This window comes from Terrabacter sp. LjRoot27 (assembly GCF_964254175.1).
Lineage (GTDB): Bacteria > Actinomycetota > Actinomycetes > Actinomycetales > Dermatophilaceae > Terrabacter.
Genome location: NZ_CAXUSS020000001.1, coordinates 3,042,137 through 3,059,630, shown reverse-complemented (window position 1 = coordinate 3,059,630; position 17,494 = coordinate 3,042,137). Strand labels below are relative to the sequence as shown.

Here is a 17,494-nt window from a genome sequence, read left to right as displayed (position 1 = left end):
GCACGAAGGCCCGGCACCCCCTGACGGTGCCGGGCCTTCGCCCGTCGTGACGCTCGGTCAGCGGCGGTAGGAGACGACGACGCTCGGGCGCGGGAAGCCGTCGGTGTGCGGCCACGTGCTCGACGGGGTCTCGAAGGTCGCGCCGTCCGTCTCGCCGGGGTGCTGCACGGCGATGAAGACCGAGCGCTGGTCCTCGGAGACGAGCGGGCCGCACGTCTCGGCGCCGAACGGCACGGTGAGGAACTGCTCGACGCGGCCACGGTCGCGGCCGGCGACCGGCACCCGGAAGAGGCCGTCGTTGGAGCCGAGGACGTTGCCGTCCGTCGAGATCCAGAGGTTGCCGACGGCGTCGAAGGCGACGTTGTCGGGGCAGCTGATCGGGCTGACCTTCGACTTGTCGTAGCCGGCGAAGTACGTCTCCGGGGCCGCGGGGTCACCGCAGACGAGGAAGAGATCCCACGTGAACGTCGTTGCGGTGTGGTCGTTCCCGTGCTCGGTGAGCTCGAGGACGTAGCCGTTGCGGTTGCCCGACTTGCTCGTCAGCGGGGCGCCGAGGGCCGAGCGGACCATGCTCGACGCGAGCGGGTTGGTCTCGTCGGTCGGGTACTTCACGCCGCGGTCGGAGTTGTTGGTGAGGGCGGCGTAGATCTTGCCGTTGACGGGGTTGGGCTCGACGTCCTCGGGACGGTCCATCTTCGTCGGGCTGACCGTGTCGGCGGCGAGGCGGGTGTTGACGAGCACCTCGGCGACGCTCATGCCCGCGACGTAGGAGGTCGTGTCCGAGGTCAGCGCGACCCACGTGCCGGCACCGTCGAACTCGCCGTCGCCCGTGCCGTCGCCGACGAACTTCGCGACGTAGAGCGTGCCCTTCGTCAGGAGGGTCTTGTTGTGCGCGCGGACAGCCCGCGAGCCGCCCTTGCGGAAGCGGTCGGCCGAGACGAACTTGTAGAGGTAGTCGCCGCGCTCGTCGTCACCCATGTAGGCGACGGCGTGGCCGGAGTCGGAGATGGTGACGTTGGCGCCCTCGTGCTTGAAGCGGCCGAGCATCGTCTGCTTGACCGGCGTCGAGTCGGGCTCGAAGGGGTCGACCTCGACGACCCAGCCGAAGCGGTAGGCCTCGTGCGGGTGCTTGCTGAGGTCGAAGCGCTCGTCGACGGTCGACCAGCCGCGGTTCGTCACGGCCGCGGTCGCGAGGCCGTAGCGCTTGAACGAGGTCGCGTCGGCGGGGTCGACGGTGCCACTCGCGTCGAAGTAGCCGTTGAAGTTCTCCTCGCCGGACAGGACGGTGCCCCATGGCGTCGTGCCTCCGGCGCAGTTGCCGAACGTGCCGTGGACGCGGGTGCCGGTCGGGTCGGCGGCGGTGCGGAGCAGCTCATGGCCCGCAGCCGGGCCGTGGAAGGCGAACTCCGTGTGGACCGTGACGCGGCGGTTGTGGTGGGCGCGGCGGTGGTCCGAGCGGATCCACGAGCCAGTGGCCCGGCCGCGCTCGATGGTGACGACCGACATGCCGTGGGCGGCCATCGCGATCTTCTTGATGGTGGCGTCGTCGTACTCGCCCGTCGGGAACATGAGGTTCTCGTCGGTGTACTCGTGGTTCGTGACGAGCAGCGCGCGTCGGCCGTCGAGGGGCAGGACGCCGACGTAGTCGTTGTTGTAGCCGAACTGCCTGGCCTGGGCCTCGGGCGTCTGGGCGTGTGCGTCGAAGCGCGGCGCACCGGCCTCGACCGGGTCGCCCCAGCGGATGACGACGTTGTGGGTGAACTCGGGGGCGTTCGTCACGGCGTCGGCGCGGTTCGGCGCGACCGGCGTGAAGGCAGCGCGCCCGACGTCGCCGGAGGTGCGGCTGCGGCTGGCCGCGGTGCCGGCGCCGGTGCCCGCCGCCGCGGCGGGCGTGGCGCTCGCGAGGCCGCCGACGACGAGGGCTCCGGCGCCGATGGCGCCACCCTTGAGGAGGGACCGACGGGCGAGGGCGCTCTCGACGAGGTCGCGCATGGCGGGACCGGCCGACTCGTTGGGGACGGGCGCGTCACAGGCGTTGTTGCAGCGGTAGTGGCACGTCATGCGGCTGCGCGAGCCGTGCCGGGGTGTGGCGATCAGGGGGAGAAGCTTGGGGGTCACGCGGGTGCTCCTTCGGCGAGTGAGTCCGCCGCGCCCCTGGGGTCGGCGCGGCCGGGATCCGCCTGTGACGCTATGAGCGGTGGGGGAGCGGTCGGGTGCTGCTGCGGTGGCCATCCGGTGAACTCCGCGTGTCTGCTCAGGCCGTGCACGTATGCCGCCGGAAACCACTCGGGGCGGGTGGCGTGAGTGGGACGCTGGTGGCCATGCGGATGCTCTTCGCGTCGACTGCAGGGGCAGGCCACTTCGGCCCGATGGTCCCCGTGGCCCACGCCCTCGTGGCGGCGGGACACGAGGTGCGGGTCGCGGCACCGGAATCCTTCGCGGACCACGTGGCCCGGGCCGGCCTCGAGCACGTCCCGTTCGACGACGTGCCCCCGGAGGTCATGGGTGCCGTTTTCGCGCGGATCCCGTCGATGACGCCGGAGGAGGCCAACGCCACGGTCGTCCGGGAGGTCTTCGGCCGGCTCGACGCCCGAGCGGCCTATCCGCGGGTGCAGCAGGTCGTCGATGACTGGGCGCCGGACGTCATCCTCCGCGAGCCCTGCGAGTTCGGGTCGCTCGCGGCCGCCGAGCGGTCCGGTGTGCCACACGCGGAGGTGGCGATCGGGGTCGGCCGGGTTCGCGCCTGGGCGGGGGAGTACCTCGTGGAGCCGCTGCTCGAGCTCGACGAGATGGCCGGACTCGCGTCCGGCACGTGCACTCGCGGGTCGACGACAGCGCCGGTGCTCAGCTCCGTCCCGGCGTCGCTCGAAGGCGACGCGGGGACATCGCCGAGCCAGGCCACGATCCGCTATCGCGCCCGACCGTTCGAGGCTCGTGAGGGCTCGCTCCCGGCGGCGTGGGGCGACGGCGACCAGCCGCTCGTCTACGTCACCTTCGGGTCGGTCACGGGCGGGCTCGATGACCTGAGCCCGGTCTTCCGTGGGTCGCTCGAGGCGCTTGCGGGCCTGCCCGTCCGGGTGCTGCTGACCACGGGCCACGCCGGCGACCCTGAGGCGCTCCGTCCGTGGCCTGACAACGCGCACGTCGAGCAGTGGTGGCCCCAGGACGAGATCATGCCGCTCGCGTCGGCGATGGTCGGACACGGCGGTTTCGGCACGACCATGACGGCAGTGGCCGCCGGGGTTCCGCAGGTCGTCCTGCCGCTCTTCGCGTCCGACCAGGAGATCAACGCGACGCGCGTCCACGAGGCGGGTGCCGGCATACGACTGGGCGGCCGGACACGGGCGACGGAGCACCTGGCCGAGGCTGTGACACGGGTCCTCGCGGACCCGACCATGCGAGCGGCGGCCAGAGGACTTGCTGACGAGATCGCCTCTCTGCCAGACATCTCGGAGGTCGTCGAAGTCGTCGAAGCGCTTGCCGTGGGCCGACCCAACGTGACGTGACGCCGCGATCGGCGTGACGGGTGGGGCACGTCCCGGCGTCAGGGGATGTGGCGCTCGGCATCGACCTCGTTGCGCATCTCGACGAGCGACTGCGCATGGTCGCGCAGGGCGACGTCCTCGTCGCTCACCGGCACCCACGGGCGCGCGGCGACGGCGTTGCCGTCGACGTCGAGCGGCACGAAGACGATGAGCGAGTGGGTCGTCAGGTCGAGGTCGCCGGTGGACGGGTCGCCCGAGCGGACGTGCACGCTGATGTGCATGCTCGACGTGCCCGTGAGCAGCAGCCGCGCCTCCACCTCGACGAGGTGGCCGATGCGGAGCGGCCGGTAGAAGCGGACCCCGCCGGCGTAGACCGCGACGTTGGACGCCGAGCCGGTCCACTGGGTGGCGAGCACGTGCGCGGCCTCGTCGATCCAGCGCATGACGATCCCGCCGTGCACCTTGCCTCCCCAGTTGACGTCGGTCGGGGCGGCGAGGAAACGCAGCACTGCGCGGGGTGCGGTGCCGGCGTCGCTGTAGGTCTGGGCGGACATCGCGGCGGCGATCTCGTTGCGCAGCCCGATCCGCGTGACCGCGCTCTCCTGCCACTCGCGGTCGTGCTCGTCCTCGGGGACGAGCTGGGGGACCGGGGTCGGCCGGCCGTGCTCGTCGACGGCGACGAAGACCATGATGCAGTCGGTCGTCGGCCGGAGGTCGCCGTCCTTGGGATTGCCGGCCGAGACCGTGACGAGGATGTGCATGCTCGTCGTGCCCGTGTGGATGACACGAGCCGTGGCCTCGACGAGGTCGCCGACCTCGACGGGCCGGGTGAAGCGCACGTTGCCGACGTATGCCGTGACGCTGTAGGTCCCGCTCCACCCCGCGGCTGCGGCGTAGCCCGCCTTGTCGATCCACTCGAGGACGCGTCCACCGCCGACCGTGCCGGAGTACCCGGCGTCGGTGGGCGCGGCGAGGAAACGGAGGGTGATCTCTCGGGCGCCGCGCGGCATGGGTCCTCCTGGGGGCCTGGGGTGTGGGTCACGAGAGTGGCAGAGAGGGAGCCGTCGTGGGTGGTGAGTCCGACGTCCGGCACGCCGGCGGGTCCAGTTGGGCCACCTGGACCGGTGTCGAGCGACCGTCGAGCACGAGATGGCCCCGGCCGGGCCGACGGGTCGTCCCGATCTCGAGGCGGACGCCGAGCACGTCGCCGTCACCGGAGGACGTCGCACCGAGGAGGATGCCGACGCCGTCGCGGGCCACTTCCGGCACGAGCCCGCGGAAGGCCCCGTTGGCGCGCGACAGGTCGGCGGCGACCACGACGACCCCGTCCGTGCCGTCGACGATCCGAGCCGCCTCGACGAGCGCGGCCTCGGCGGGGCTGCCGTCCACGAGCTCCGCGTCGTCGACGAGCAGACACAGGTCGGGGTCGTGGCGCCTCATCCGGATGAGGTCCGTGGAGTCGTGCTGGGCCAGCAGTGGGCACTCCTGGCCGGCCGCCCAGACGGACAGCATGGAGTGTCGCGGACTGACGACGCAGACGTGTCGTCCCTGCTGGAGCAGCTGCTCACCGATGGTCACCAGGGTCGTCGATCGACCGGACCGGTGGTGGCCGGCGACGAGGACGCGACGGTGGCCGGCACCGAGCGGCACCGCCAGAGGGACCGCGTCGTCACCCCCGACGCCGACCCACACGCCGTCGCGCGTCGGCGGCAGGTCCTCGAGCCGCACCCGCTCCGGCAGCGCCGTGAGGCGCCACGGGGCGCGGCTTGGCCTCTCGCCCGGGGTCGCGCGATGTGCTGCCGCGGTGCGCTCGACGGCGTCCGCGACGGCGGAGGGGCCGGGGCCGGGCGTGGCCAGCTGCACCTCGCGTCCGGTGCGGAGGTCGACCGCCCGTCCCGGCGGCCTTGCCGTGGCCGCGAGCTCGGGGGAGACGCCCGCGAGGGTGAGGTCCAGCGGGTCGGGCAGGTGCAGGGCCAGCCGGTGGTCGAGAAGCCCGGGCAGCCTGCCGGAGAGGATCGCCCGGCCACCCGTCACGGCGAACCTCACGCCCGCGCCGGGCCCGTCACGGAGCAGGCGGTGCAGCTCGTCCACGGGTGCGCCGTGGTCGAGTCGCGACAAGGACTCCTCGAGCGACTCCCAGCCGTCGACGAGCACCACTGTGCGGGGCGGTCCGGGCTCGTCCCCCTCGACGAGGTGCAGGAGACGGCGGACGAGGCGTCGGGTGCGGGTCGGGTCGCCACCGTCGGTCACCGCCCCGACGTGGGGAAGCGACCCGAGGGCGGAGCACGGTCCGGCGACGCCTTGGAGCACATGCACGTGCAGATCGTCGGGTGAGGCGCTCGCGGCGAGGCCGAGGGCGAGCGTGAGCAGGGCGGTGGAGCGACCCGACCGTGGACCGCCGGCGATCCCGAGGTGCCCATGGTCGCTCGCACACCACCGGAAGGTGTCACGTCGCTGCTCGTCGGGCACGTCGACCATGCCCATCGGCACGTCGAGTGCCTCCGTCGAGCCCGAGCAGTGCCCGCCGTCGGCGGCCTCGTCACGCCCGGTCGGCTCGGCCCGGGTCAGCTCGGTCCGGGTCAGCTCGGTCGGGGTCAGCTCTGTCGGGAGCGGCGGCAGCCAGGGCGGGGGCTGGGTCCGGACGCCGGAGCGGTGAGCGGCGGCGCGCGCCGCGTCCACGACGGCGAGGAGCTCGCTCGGTGGGCGTGGCTCGTCCGCGGCGTCCGCGGGCGCCTCGACCGCGGACAGCAGGTCGCGCACGACCACACGGACGCGGTCCGTGGTCTCGCGGCCGTCGGCCAGGGGATGCCCGAGGTAGGCGGTCTGCACCGTGGTGAGGCTCCGGTCGCCCGAGCGCACGCAGGCCCGTCCGGGCGCTCGCGGGTCGAGCGACGCGGCGTCGGCGGCGTCCACCACGTCCTCGCTGTCGGCGCGGTCACGGACCCGCAGGGCGATGCGGAGGGCCACGTTGGCACGCATGTCGGCGGAGACGATGCCGGCCGGGCGCTGGGTCGCCAGCACGAGGTGGAGCCCGAGCGACCGGCCGAGGGCCGCGACGCGCACCAGGCCGGCGACGAACTCCGGGAACTCGTCCGCGAGGGCCTTGAACTCATCGACGACGATGACGAGCCGGGACAGCGGTGGGAGCTCACGGCATACGCCCGCGGTGCGCCGGTAGTCGTCGAGGTCGCGCGCGGACGCCTGTGAGAGCAGCCGCTCGCGGCGCTTCATCTCGGCATCGAGCGAGGTCAGCGCTCGTGCGGTGAGGTGCGCGTCGAGGTCGGTGACGAGGCCGACCGTGTGCGGTAGTCGCGCGCAGTCGCTGAAGGCCGAGCCGCCCTTGTAGTCCACGAGCAGCAGGCCCAGCTCGTCCGGCCGGTTGCTGACGGCGAGGCCGGTCACCAGGGTCTGGAGCAGCTCCGACTTGCCGGAGCCGGTGGTTCCGCCGACGAGCACGTGTGGACCGTCCGTCGCCAGGTCGATCGCGAGGTCGCCATCGGTGCTCCGGCCCAGAAGCGCCACGGGTCGACCCGTGCTCCGCGACCAAGACCGCGCCAGACCGTCGGCGGTCGTGGGGTCGATGCCCACGCCCCGGTGCAGCTCGACGAACGAGACGGTGCGCGGCAGGGCTGCAGACCCGGCCTCCGGTGTGGCGTCGACGCATGGCGACAGGGAGCGGCTGACGTCCTCGAGCCAGCCGTCGGCGGGTAGGTCCGGGACCACTCCCGTGAGCGTCTGTCCGTCCTCGCGCACCGTGGCCGAGGCTGCCGCGTCGGCGAGCTCGACCGTGGCACGGGTCTCGGCCGGGAGCGAGGCGACGTCGCGGTCGATGCAGACGAAGGTGAGCCCGGCCCGGGGCCCGGCCCGCAGCAGGTCTGCGACCCCGGGACGGGCACGCAGCCCGCTGGCTCCGTCGAGGAGCACGACGAGGTCAGGGGAGGGACGGTGCGTGCCCGTCCAACGACCGTCGTCCGCCGCGAGGCGGCTGTCGACGAGCTCGCGGAGCGCGGACACGTGTCGTGCCACGTCGGTCGCGGCGCCGGCGAGACGCGCCCCCGAGCCGTCCTCGTCCCGGAGGTGGGGGAGGTGCGCAGCCCACTCCCAGTCGAGCGCGCGCTGGTGCGTGTCGGCGAGGACGTGCACCTGGACGCTGCGCGGCGTGTGCCAGGTCGCCACCTGCAGGAGCAGGCTGCCGACGAGCGACACCGTGTGCTCACGTGGGCCGGCGATCCCCACGACGCCGGACGTCCCGAGACTGAGCAGGGCAGGCAGTCCGTCCACGAGCGGGATGCCCTCGGGCGCCGGACCGGACACGTCGACCGCGGCCGGTTGCGTCGCCGTGCCGAGCCGGAGCACCAGGTGGTCGTCGTCCGACGGGCGGCGCTCCCACAGGCGGGTGCCGCGCCGCCGCACGACGGCCTGGAGGTGGCCGAGGTCGGGATGGTGCTCGCGTCGTCGCTCGGCGTCCGCCGCGGCAGCCTCGGCGAGGTGATCGCGGGCCCGGGCGAGCAGCACGGCGTGGTCCCGGACCTGCCTGCGGTACGACACCCGACCGGCGCGCCGGTCGCCCCACCACTGGCCGAGGAGCAGGAGCGGTGACATGAGGGCGAAGAGGAGGAGGGCCGGTGAGGAGAGCGCGACGGCGAGGACAGCCGACAGGGCCACGGGAGCCAGTGAGGTGAGCAGCGGCATCCGGTGTCGTTCCGGGCGCGACGGGGCCTCGGGGAAGATCACCGACGGCGGCGTGCCCGGGTCGCGGAAGCGTGGCTGGCGGTGGATCCGGACCTCACCGTCCACGATGTCGTGGTGCCCGCTGCGGACGTCCACGCTGCCGAGGACGAGCGTCGTCGACCCCACGGTCAACAGCCGGCCGGGCTCCAGCCGCGCACCCTTGCTCGGCAACAAGACCCCGTCGATGCGCGAACCGTTGGTCGGGTGGTGGTCCGTGACGCTGATGTGGTCGGGGGCCACGGTGACGACCGCGTGCACGCGCGAGGCGCCAGGGTCGTCGAGGCGGACGTCCGCGGACGCGGCCCGGCCGATGACGTGCTCACCGCGGCCGAGAGACACGACTCTTCCCGCCCCGACCCCACCGGCCAGGCGCAGCTCCACGGCGCCGCGACCCGGCGCGGCCTCCACGGGGTCGCCCGGCCGGGCGATGGTCAGCAGGGCCCCCCGCAGGAGCGGCGGTGACCCGACCACGGCATCGTCGGTGACGACGCGGCCGCCGACGCTGAAGCCGCAGCCCGGGACACCGGCGACGGCGGTGAGCTCGGGACGGACCGCGCCGAACGTCGTGCCCGACGGGGCCTCGACCGTGACGTGTCGCGGCGGCACGCCGACCTGACGGGGGGCGACGACGGTCATGGTCAGGCGCACCGGCTCCTCCTTCTCGTGGGGCCCCCATGAGACCGCCGGCCAGCCGGCCGCCCACCGTCGCGTGCACAGCTGTGGACGACGACGGCGGGGCTGTCCCGGCACCCGCTACGGTGCCCGGCCCCCGCGCGAGCCCACGGCACGCCTGTGGAGGAGGACGACGCGTTTGCGCGCATTTGACCTAGCTTGGACGCGCCAGATCACGACAGTCCGGGCAGGATGTCGGGCGTAGCAACTCACAGGGTTCAGGGGAACGCATGTCCACACAGGAAGCGGTGCGCCACGTCGAGGGCGAGGTCCGTGAGCTGATCCGTCGCTCGGGTCTCGATCCCGCCAGCGACGCCAAGGCCGTCCGCCGCCTCGTCCAGGACGCCGTCCAGGACTACGACGAGCGCTCCCTCCACGGGGGGCTGCCGTCGCTCGGCGACCAGCGCCTGGCGGTCCACTCCATCCTCGCGGTCGTCGCCGGCTACGGTCCGCTCCAGCAGTACTTCGACGACCCCACGGTCGAGGAGATCTGGATCAACGAGCCCTCGCGGGTGTTCGTGGCCCGCGGCGGTATCGCCGAGCTGACCCCGACGATCCTCACGGCGGACGACGTGCGCGACCTCGTCGAGCGCATGCTCAAGAGCAGCGGCCGTCGCGTCGACCTCAGCAGCCCGTTCGTCGACGCGACGCTCACCGACGGCTCGCGGCTGCACGTCGTCATCCCCGACATCAGCCGGGCCCACTGGCAGGTCAACATCCGCAAGTTCGTCGTCAAGGCAGACCACCTCGACGACCTCGTCCGGCTCGGCACGATGCCACGACAGGCGGCCACCTTCCTCGAGGCCGCGGTCGCGAGCGGCCTCAACGTGCTCGTGGCCGGAGGCACCCAGGCGGGCAAGACGACCCTCCTCAACTGCCTCGCCGCTGCCATCCCGCCGCGTGAGCGCATCGTCACGTGCGAGGAGGTCTTCGAGCTGAAGATCCCGCAGCGTGACGTGGCCGCCATGCAGTGCCGTCAGCCCAGTCTCGAGGGCACCGGGGAGGTCCCGCTACGCCGCCTCGTCAAGGAGGCGCTGCGGATGCGTCCGTCGCGGATCATCGTCGGCGAGGTCAGGCAGGAGGAGAGCCTCGACCTGCTCATCGCCCTGAACAGCGGCGTGCCCGGCATGTGCACCGTGCACGCCAACAGCGCTCGCGAGGCCGTCACGAAGATGTGCACGCTGCCTCTCCTCGCCGGTGAGAACGTGTCGAGCCGGTTCGTCGTGCCGACGGTGGCGGCCGCGGTCGACGTCGTCGTCCACGTGGCCCTCGAGCGTGACGGCGTCCGGCGGGTCCGCGAGATCGTCGCCGTCCCGGGACGGGCCGAGGGCGACGTCATCGAGATCGCCGACCTCTTCGTCACGCGTGACGGTGCTCTGAGACGCGCCGACGGGTTCCCACCCCACCGAGAGGCCTTCGAGCGGGCCGGGTACGACGTGGCGGCCCTTCTCGGGCAGGCGAGCTCATGATCTCGCCGTTGGTCGTCGGCCTGGTGCTCGGCGTCGGCGTCTTCTTCGTCTACTGGTCGTTCTGGCCGCAGGAGCCCGCGCGCGCGAAGACCGGCAAGGGCGGTTTCACGGTCGAGCTGCGTGACCACCTCACCCAGGCCGGCTACTCCTCGGTCACACCCGGCAACGTCGTCGTCGGATCGGTCGTCCTCTTCGTCATCGCGTTCGTCATGGTCCTCGCCCTGACACGGGTCGTGCCGATCTCGCTGTGCTTCGCCCTCATGGCCGGCGCGATCCCGCTGTCGCTCGTGCGGATGCGGGCGCGCAAGCGCCGCAACAAGCTCCGTGACCTGTGGCCCGACGTCGTCGACAACATCACGTCGGGTGTGCGAGCGGGACTGGCGTTGCCCGAGGCGCTCTCTCAGCTCGCCGTCCGCGGTCCGGCCGAGCTGCGTCCCGCCTTCGCCGCGTTCGCGGAGGACTACCGGACGACGGGTCGGTTCCATGACTGCCTCGACCGTCTCAAGGACCGGCTCAGCGACCCGGTCGGTGACCGGATCGTCGAGTCGCTCCGGATCGCCCGCGAGGTGGGTGGCAGCGACCTCGGGAAGCTGCTGCGCACGCTCTCGTCGTTCCTGCGGGAGGACGCCCGCACCCGCTCCGAGCTCGAGACCCGGCAGAGCTGGACGGTCAACGCGGCCCGCCTCGCGGCTTTCGCGCCCTGGGTCATCCTCGGTCTGCTCGCCCTCAACGGCAGCTCGCTCGCGGCCTACTCGTCGCCCACCGGCTGGGCCGTCCTCGCGGTCGGCGCCGGCCTCTGCGTCGTGGCCTACCGGGTCATGGTCTGGATCGGTCGGCTTCCCGAGGAAGAGCGGGTCCTGCGGTGAACGGGTTGACGGGTCGACTCGGCGAGCTCCTCGGCGAGGGGTGGTCGTGGGCGGGCGCGACGGCCGGTGTGCTCGTCGTCGCGGGTCTCGCACTCGTCATCGCCGGTCTGCCGGCGAGCCGTCGCCCGACTCTCGACGACCGCCTGGAGCCCTACCTGCGTGACACCCCGCGCCCGTCGACGTTGCTCGCCCGGCCGGCTCCTCCTCGTGGGCCGTTCGGCTTCGGCGAGCTGCTCGCCCCCTACGTGGCCCGGCTGGGGTCCGGGGTCGGCTCGCTCGTCGGTGGTGCCCCCTCCGTGGTCCGTCGTCAGCTGCGGGCCGGCCAGGCCGCGGACGTCGACCGCTTCCGCGCCGAGCAGGTCATGTTCGGGGCGATCGGGGCACTCGGTGGGCTCGTCTTCACCGCCGTCGTCGCCGTCGCGCAACGACGTTTCCCGGTGCCGGTCCTCGTGTCGATGGTGCTCGTCGGCGTGCTCGGCGGCATCGCCGGGCGCGACTACCTCCTCAGCCGTGCCGCGGTCCGGCGCGAGGCTCGCATGCTCACCGAGTTCCCCACCGTCGCCGAGCTGCTCGCACTGGCGGTCAGCGCAGGAGAAGGAGCCGTCGGCGCGCTCGAACGCGTCTGCCGTCTCTCCCGCGGAGAGCTGTCCGACGAGCTGCGCCGGTGCCTGGCCGACGCACGCGCGGGGGCCAACCTGCCCACGGCGCTCCAAGGCCTCGCCGACCGCACCGGGCTGATGAGCCTGACCCGCTTCGTCGACGGCATCGTCGTCGCGGTCGAGCGCGGAACGCCTCTTGCCGACGTGCTCCGGGCCCAGGCGCAGGACGTCCGCGAGGACGGGCGACGCACGCTCATGGAGGAGGGCGGGAAGAAGGAGATCTACATGATGGTCCCGATCGTCTTCCTCACGCTGCCGGTGACGGTGCTCTTCGCGCTCTACCCAGGACTCAGCTTCCTCCACCTCAAGCTCTGACACCCGGGCCACCGAGTGTCCTCACCGCAATCCGGCACGAATCCGACACAGGGAGAAAGAGAATGAACCGCATCATCACGGCCCACACCCGAGTCTTGGCAGCCGTCGCGACCGTCGTGTCGCGTCGGATCGCCGGCCCTCGTGACCGCGGCGACGTCCCCGGCTGGGTCCTCATCACGATCATGACCGCCGGTCTCGTCACCGCGCTCTGGGCCCTCGCCGGCCCCCAGCTGGGGCAGCTCTTCAGCGACGCCATCTCGGACGTCAAGGGCCCGTGAGGCTCGTCGGCCCGGCCGTGCCGAGCCCCGGGTCGGTCCTGGCTCGTCTGGAGCGCCGCTCGACGACGGCCGCGGACCGCGAGCGCGGCTCCGCCATCGCGGAGTTCGTGATGGTGGCGGCGCTCCTGCTGTTCGTGGCGCTCGGGGTCTTCCAGCTCGGTCTGGCGCTCTACGTGCGCAACACGCTCATCTCGGCTGCGTCCGAGGGCGCCCGCTACGGCGCTCGAGCCGATGCGCAGCCCGGTGACGGCATCGCGCGCACCGAGGCGCTGATCACCTCGGCGCTGAGCTCGACGTTCGCCCAGGACGTGAGCGCCACCCGCTCCGTGACCGCCTCGGGAGTGCGCGTGGTCGAGGTCCGCGTGACGGCACCTCTGCCCGTGATCGGTCCGGTCGGGCCGGCGGGTGCGCTCACGGTGTCCGGCCGCGCCTTCAGCGAGGAGCAGGTCACGGCCGGAGCGAGTCGATGATCCGGCCGCAGGACGTCGTTACCAGGGCCGCCGGCCGAGCCGTGACCCGGACCGACGGCGAGGCCGGCCGCGCCATCCTCGAGTTCATCTTCCTCGGCATCCTGCTCCTGCTGCCGCTGACCTACCTCGTGCTCACGGCGGCCCGCCTGCAGGCTGCGTCGTTCTCGGCGTCGCTGGCAGGCCGGGAGGCCGGCCGGGCCTTCGTCACGGCGCCGTCCGACGACGACGGCTACGCCCGGGCCCGCGCAGCGGCCCAGCTCGCCTTCGCCGACTTCTCCTTCGAGGACGGCGCGGCCGTCTCGGTGATGTGCGACGGCTCCCCGTGCCTGCGCCCCGACGGAACGGTCACCTCCACCGCGTCCATCGAGGTCCAGCTCCCGCTCGTACCGGACTTCATCGCGGCCCACGTCCCGGCCTCCGTCACCATCACGTCGACGCACGTCGCCTCGGTCGACCGGTTCGTGGCGCGATGACGAGCACGTATGCCGTCCGCCTCCGGCGCGTCCACCGTCGGCTCCGCTCCCGGTCGGCTCACCGTCGAGCGGGCGACGACGGCCAGATCGGCGTGCTCGCCCTCGGCCTTTTCGTGCTCGCGGCACTCCTGGTCCTGGGGGCCGTCGACGTCACGGCGGCCCAGCTCGCGCGGATGCGCCTGCTCGACGCTGCCGACTCCGCGGCACTCGACGCCGCTGACGCCCTCGACGAGCGCGCTGCCTACGAGGGTGGCGTCCTCGACCAGCTCGCCCTCACCGACGAGTCCGTGGCCGACGCGGCTGCCGCGCACCTGGCACGCACGCCGCTGCCGTCGGGCATCACGTCCTGGTCGGTGGTCCCCGACACCGGAACGAGTGACGGTGCGACCGCCGTCGTCACGATCCAGGGCACGGCGACCCTGCCGATGAGCGGTTGGGTCCTCGAGTCGCTCGGGGGCAGCGTCACCATCACCGTGACGTCGCGGGCCCGCGCTCCGCTCGGGTGACGTGAGTCTGACGACGTCCGTCGCACTCCGGCCCGCGGACGGCCCGCGCAGCAACGACGCAAAAACCCCAAAACGCTCACGCGACAGGTGGATCCGCACTAGCGTCCGCTGACGACGCCCGCACCGCCCAGCACGTCGAAGGCCCGGCGGCGTGGCGCGTCGAGACAGGGAGTGATGGCGCCGCCCCTCGGGCGGCGCCATCCGCACGTGCCGCGGCCACGGGGCCGCGACGACAGACAGGGAAGCATGCGCACGTTCATCACCAAGGCCCTCGTGGCCACCGCGGGACTCGGCTTCGCCGTGGCCGCCCCCATCGCCGCCGCGAGCTCGGCCCAGGCCCTGCCGGCGATCATGATCTACAAGGTCCAGTACGACTCGCCCGGCTCCGACACCGGCAGCAACACGAGCCTCAACGCCGAGTACGTCGTCATCAAGAACACGACGCGCAGCAACCGCGTCCTCACCGGCTGGACCCTGCGCGACAAGACCGGCTACACCTACCGGTTCCCGACCTTCACCCTCAAGGCCGGCGCCACCGTGACGGTCCACACCGGCCGCGGGTCGGCGACGTCGACGCACCGCTACTACAACAAGACCTGGTACGTCTGGAACAACTCGGGCGACACGGCATACCTCAAGAACGCCTCGGGCACGACGGTCGACACGTGTGCATGGAGCGGCGGCGGCACCGCGAAGTACTGCTGAGCCAGCCCGCCCCGCCCGCCCGGCACGACCCGCCTCGCACGAGGACAGCGCACGACGAAGGCCCGCCCCCGCACCCCGGGGGGCGGGCCTTCGTCGTGCCCGCGGAACTGGGAGTTGTCCCAGCAACCCGCCAGTAAAGGTCAAGAGATCGTCAAAAAGGTCTCATTACGCCACGAAGTCGATAATTTGGACAAACAGCGCCAATCCCCTCGAGACCACCTACCCCACGGGTGGTCTCGGCGTCTGTCCGAACACACCGCATGGAGCCCCATCAGTCCTGAGCCCCCAGCACATCCCCCACAGCAGGAGAAGGCACATGAAGCGGATCATCTTCGTCGTCCTCGCAGCCATCGGTCTCGCCGTCGGCGCGGCCGCGCCCTCGCAGGCCGCCAAGCCCAGCCCGACCGTCAACCCGGCCTACTGGGGCCACTGGAGCAGCCCGGCCCTCGTCTACGACGCGACCGGCACCAACACGAGGTTCAAGGTCGCCGAGGCCGTCACGGAGTGGCGCAAGTCCGGCTGGAACGTCAGCATGACGACCGACGCCACCAGGGCCAACATCAAGGTGCTCCCGGAGCAGCCGCTGAGCGGCGCGATCGGCGAGGCCTCGCTCGTCACGAGCGGCGCCGTCATCACCGGCTGCACGGTCAAGCTCGGCCCGGCCTTCGCCAACGAGGTCTACTCCGAGCACATGGCCATCCACGAGCTCGGCCACTGCGGCGGCCTGCCGCACTCGTCGAACCTCAAGAGCGTCATGTACGCGGCGACGAGCTCCGGGACCGCCATGACGCGGCCCTCGGGCCAGGACATCCAGTGGATGGGCGGCAACTACTGATCGACCCGCACCACTGCTCGGGGGAGCTTGCACCGCAACCACATCGGGTCCACGGCGTATGTCGTGGGCCCGATGCGCGTCCCAGCAACCTCATCCGCGGGGTGGGTGGCGGCGCCGGAGCGGAGCCCGGCGTGCGCGACGCGGCTCGCTGCTGCCGTAGGCTGTTCCATCGTGGCTGTTGACTTCACGCAAGAGATCAAGGACCTGCGCGCGACGATGGACTCCGTGCGCGGGGTCACGAACCTCGACGAGCTCGCCCGGACCATCGACGAGCTCGAGCAGCAGGCCTCCGCCCCCGACCTGTGGGACGACCCCGACGCGGCCCAGCAGGTGACGAGCGCCCTGTCCCGCGCCAACTCCGAGCGCGACCGCATCCTCGGGATGGACGCCCGCATCGAGGATCTCGAGACCCTCGTCGAGATGGGCCAGGAGGAGAGCGACGCCGCCACCCTCGAGGAGGCCGAGCGCGACCTGGCCACGCTGAAGAAGGACGTCGGCGAGCTCGAGGTCCGCACCCTGCTTTCGGGGGAGTACGACGAGCGTGAGGCCGTCGTCACGATCCGCGCCGGCGCGGGTGGCGTCGACGCCGCCGACTTCGCCGAGATGCTCATGCGGATGTACCTCCGCTGGGCCGAGCGCCACGGCTACCCGACGAAGGTCATGGACACCTCGTACGCCGAGGAGGCCGGCCTCAAGTCCGCCACCTTCGAGGTCAACGTGCCGTACGCCTTCGGCCACCTCTCCGTCGAGGCCGGCACTCACCGCCTCGTCCGGATCAGCCCGTTCGACAACCAGGGCCGTCGCCAGACGAGCTTCGCCGCGGTCGAGGTCATCCCGCTCATCGAGAGCGACGACTCGGTCGAGATCCCCGAGAACGAGCTCAAGGTCGACGTCTTCCGCTCGAGCGGTCCCGGCGGCCAGAGCGTCAACACGACCGACTCGGCGGTGCGCATGACGCACATCCCGACCGGCATCGTCGTCTCGATGCAGAACGAGAAGAGCCAGATCCAGAACCGCGCCGCCGCCCTGCGCGTGCTCCAGTCGCGTCTGCTCCTGCAGCGCAAGGCCGAGGAGGCCGCGGTCAAGAAGGAGATGGCGGGCGACGTCAAGGCGAGCTGGGGAGACCAGATGCGCTCCTACGTGCTCAACCCGTACCAGATGGTCAAGGACCTGCGCACCGAGTTCGAGACCGGCAACCCGAGCGCGGTCTTCGACGGCGACATCGACGGCTTCATCGAGGCCGGCATCCGGTGGCAGATCGGTGAGAACCGCCGCGAGGACTGACATCTCGGGCGATCTCGGCTTTCGGCGGGCGCGCCGGCCGCAGCCCTCGTAGGGTCGCGTCGTCGGCTCCACCCGACGGCTCCCGCTCGAGAGGTTCCACCCATGTCACCCCTCCACCGTCTCGTCATGACCCTCGCCGCGCTCGTCGCGGCCGCCGTCGTCGCCGTCGGGCTGGCTCCCGCGGCGTCGGCCGCCACCAGCAGCGCGTCCCAGCCGTGCAGCAGCGTCCGCCAGATCGGCGACCGGAAGGTCGTCTCCGACCTCGGGATGTCCGCCTTCACGGTCCGCCAGTACATCGGGTGGTGCAGCGACTCCCGCGGTTCGGCGTGGATGAACTTCGCGTCCGTCTACGTCTGGGACCAGTACCACGCGCGGGGCTTCGCCTACCGCTCGTACTCCGGGGTCGCCGTCCGCGGCGAGCCCGAGACCCGCGGCTTCACCTCGAGCGCCAACCGCCAGCAGCTGAGCTACTCGACGCCGGTGCGCACGACCTCGCTCTGCACGCAGGGCTGGGGCAAGCTCTACCGCGCCGGCTCGGAGTCGGCCCAGGGCCTCACGACGCTCGTCTGCTGAGCGTCCGGACGGGCGCAGCACGCCGCCACGCCGGGCCCAGCCGTTTTCCGGGGGTTTCGCCTGTCGGCCCGTAGCCTCGGAGCCGGCCCTGTGCACGCCGGCGTATGCCGTCACGTGCCTCCCGGCCCAGCCGCTGTCCCGCTGATGCCCAGCTGATGTCCAGTACGAGTCGA

15 protein-coding genes are annotated in these 17,494 nt (G+C 72.2%); 12 read left to right on the top strand and 3 right to left on the bottom strand.

Going from position 1 to position 17,494, the window contains the following annotated elements; genetic code table 11:
* Positions 1–57: 57 nt before the first annotated feature.
* Positions 58–2,118: a PhoX family protein gene (locus ACSQ2D_RS14240; protein ID WP_435986588.1), complete on the bottom strand. Its 2,061-nt coding sequence runs from the start codon at positions 2,116–2,118 to the stop codon at positions 58–60.
* 182 nt (positions 2,119–2,300) lie between these two features.
* Between ACSQ2D_RS14240 and ACSQ2D_RS14235 the strand changes: the two genes are divergently transcribed.
* Entirely contained in the window at positions 2,301–3,506 is a 1,206-nt protein-coding gene (locus ACSQ2D_RS14235) for a glycosyltransferase (RefSeq protein ID WP_435986587.1), read from the top strand.
* Between the two features lie 38 nt (positions 3,507–3,544).
* On the opposite strand, the gene ACSQ2D_RS14230 is transcribed toward ACSQ2D_RS14235, so the two are convergent.
* Positions 3,545–4,495 (bottom strand): acyl-CoA thioesterase, encoded by a 951-nt coding sequence (locus tag ACSQ2D_RS14230; protein ID WP_435986586.1) that lies wholly within the window; start codon positions 4,493–4,495, stop codon positions 3,545–3,547.
* A gap of 28 nt (positions 4,496–4,523) precedes the next feature.
* Positions 4,524–8,864 carry an FtsK/SpoIIIE domain-containing protein gene (locus ACSQ2D_RS14225; protein WP_435986585.1) on the bottom strand — a complete coding sequence of 1,447 codons (4,341 nt, stop codon included), beginning with the start codon at positions 8,862–8,864 and terminating at the stop codon, positions 4,524–4,526.
* A 254-nt stretch (positions 8,865–9,118) separates the two neighbouring features.
* Here ACSQ2D_RS14225 and ACSQ2D_RS14220 point away from each other — a divergent pair, with 254 nt between their 5' ends.
* The 11 genes from ACSQ2D_RS14220 to ACSQ2D_RS14170 all read left to right on the top strand — a co-directional run bounded on the left by ACSQ2D_RS14220 (position 9,119) and on the right by ACSQ2D_RS14170 (position 17,321).
* Complete coding sequence (locus ACSQ2D_RS14220) at positions 9,119–10,357, top strand: CpaF family protein (protein ID WP_435986584.1); 1,239 nt, start codon at positions 9,119–9,121, stop codon at positions 10,355–10,357.
* On the top strand, positions 10,354–11,223 hold the full coding sequence (locus tag ACSQ2D_RS14215) for a type II secretion system F family protein (protein ID WP_435986583.1): 870 nt from the start codon (positions 10,354–10,356) through the stop codon (positions 11,221–11,223). The genes ACSQ2D_RS14220 and ACSQ2D_RS14215 overlap by 4 nt, the downstream gene beginning before the upstream one ends.
* On the top strand, positions 11,220–12,197 hold the full coding sequence (locus ACSQ2D_RS14210) for a type II secretion system F family protein (protein WP_435986582.1): 978 nt from the start codon (positions 11,220–11,222) through the stop codon (positions 12,195–12,197). Before ACSQ2D_RS14215 ends, ACSQ2D_RS14210 begins: the two co-directional genes overlap by 4 nt.
* A 62-nt stretch (positions 12,198–12,259) precedes the next feature.
* Positions 12,260–12,475, top strand: coding sequence for a hypothetical protein (locus ACSQ2D_RS14205; RefSeq protein ID WP_435986581.1), 216 nt, complete (start codon positions 12,260–12,262; stop codon positions 12,473–12,475).
* The gene (locus tag ACSQ2D_RS14200) at positions 12,472–12,945 is read left to right on the top strand and encodes a TadE/TadG family type IV pilus assembly protein (protein WP_435986580.1); all 474 of its coding nucleotides are present in this window, start codon (positions 12,472–12,474) and stop codon (positions 12,943–12,945) included. The genes ACSQ2D_RS14205 and ACSQ2D_RS14200 overlap by 4 nt, the downstream gene beginning before the upstream one ends.
* Positions 12,946–12,986: 41 nt before the next feature.
* Positions 12,987–13,418: a pilus assembly protein gene (locus ACSQ2D_RS14195; RefSeq protein ID WP_435986579.1), complete on the top strand. Its 432-nt coding sequence runs from the start codon at positions 12,987–12,989 to the stop codon at positions 13,416–13,418.
* Positions 13,415–13,924 carry a pilus assembly protein TadG-related protein gene (locus ACSQ2D_RS14190; RefSeq protein ID WP_435986578.1) on the top strand — a complete coding sequence of 170 codons (510 nt, stop codon included), beginning with the start codon at positions 13,415–13,417 and terminating at the stop codon, positions 13,922–13,924. Before ACSQ2D_RS14195 ends, ACSQ2D_RS14190 begins: the two co-directional genes overlap by 4 nt.
* A 246-nt stretch (positions 13,925–14,170) precedes the next feature.
* Positions 14,171–14,629 (top strand): lamin tail domain-containing protein, encoded by a 459-nt coding sequence (locus ACSQ2D_RS14185; protein WP_435986577.1) that lies wholly within the window; start codon positions 14,171–14,173, stop codon positions 14,627–14,629.
* A gap of 316 nt (positions 14,630–14,945) precedes the next feature.
* The gene (locus ACSQ2D_RS14180; RefSeq protein ID WP_435986576.1) at positions 14,946–15,464 is read left to right on the top strand and encodes a matrixin family metalloprotease; all 519 of its coding nucleotides are present in this window, start codon (positions 14,946–14,948) and stop codon (positions 15,462–15,464) included.
* 171 nt (positions 15,465–15,635) lie between these two features.
* Complete coding sequence (gene prfB / locus ACSQ2D_RS14175) at positions 15,636–16,748, top strand: peptide chain release factor 2 (RefSeq protein ID WP_435986575.1); 1,113 nt, start codon at positions 15,636–15,638, stop codon at positions 16,746–16,748.
* 102 nt (positions 16,749–16,850) lie between these two features.
* Complete coding sequence (locus ACSQ2D_RS14170; RefSeq protein WP_435986574.1) at positions 16,851–17,321, top strand: hypothetical protein; 471 nt, start codon at positions 16,851–16,853, stop codon at positions 17,319–17,321.
* Positions 17,322–17,494 lie beyond the last annotated feature (173 nt).

Coding starts and splice junctions, on each gene's coding strand:
- ACSQ2D_RS14230 (WP_435986586.1), bottom strand. CDS start 4,495: ATGCCGCGCGGCGCCCGAGAGATCACCCTCCGTTTCCTCGCCGCGCCC.
- ACSQ2D_RS14220 (WP_435986584.1), top strand. CDS start 9,119: ATGTCCACACAGGAAGCGGTGCGCCACGTCGAGGGCGAGGTCCGTGAG.
- ACSQ2D_RS14215 (WP_435986583.1), top strand. CDS start 10,354: ATGATCTCGCCGTTGGTCGTCGGCCTGGTGCTCGGCGTCGGCGTCTTC.
- ACSQ2D_RS14205 (WP_435986581.1), top strand. CDS start 12,260: ATGAACCGCATCATCACGGCCCACACCCGAGTCTTGGCAGCCGTCGCG.
- ACSQ2D_RS14190 (WP_435986578.1), top strand. CDS start 13,415: ATGACGAGCACGTATGCCGTCCGCCTCCGGCGCGTCCACCGTCGGCTC.
- ACSQ2D_RS14185 (WP_435986577.1), top strand. CDS start 14,171: ATGCGCACGTTCATCACCAAGGCCCTCGTGGCCACCGCGGGACTCGGC.
- ACSQ2D_RS14180 (WP_435986576.1), top strand. CDS start 14,946: ATGAAGCGGATCATCTTCGTCGTCCTCGCAGCCATCGGTCTCGCCGTC.
- ACSQ2D_RS14170 (WP_435986574.1), top strand. CDS start 16,851: ATGTCACCCCTCCACCGTCTCGTCATGACCCTCGCCGCGCTCGTCGCG.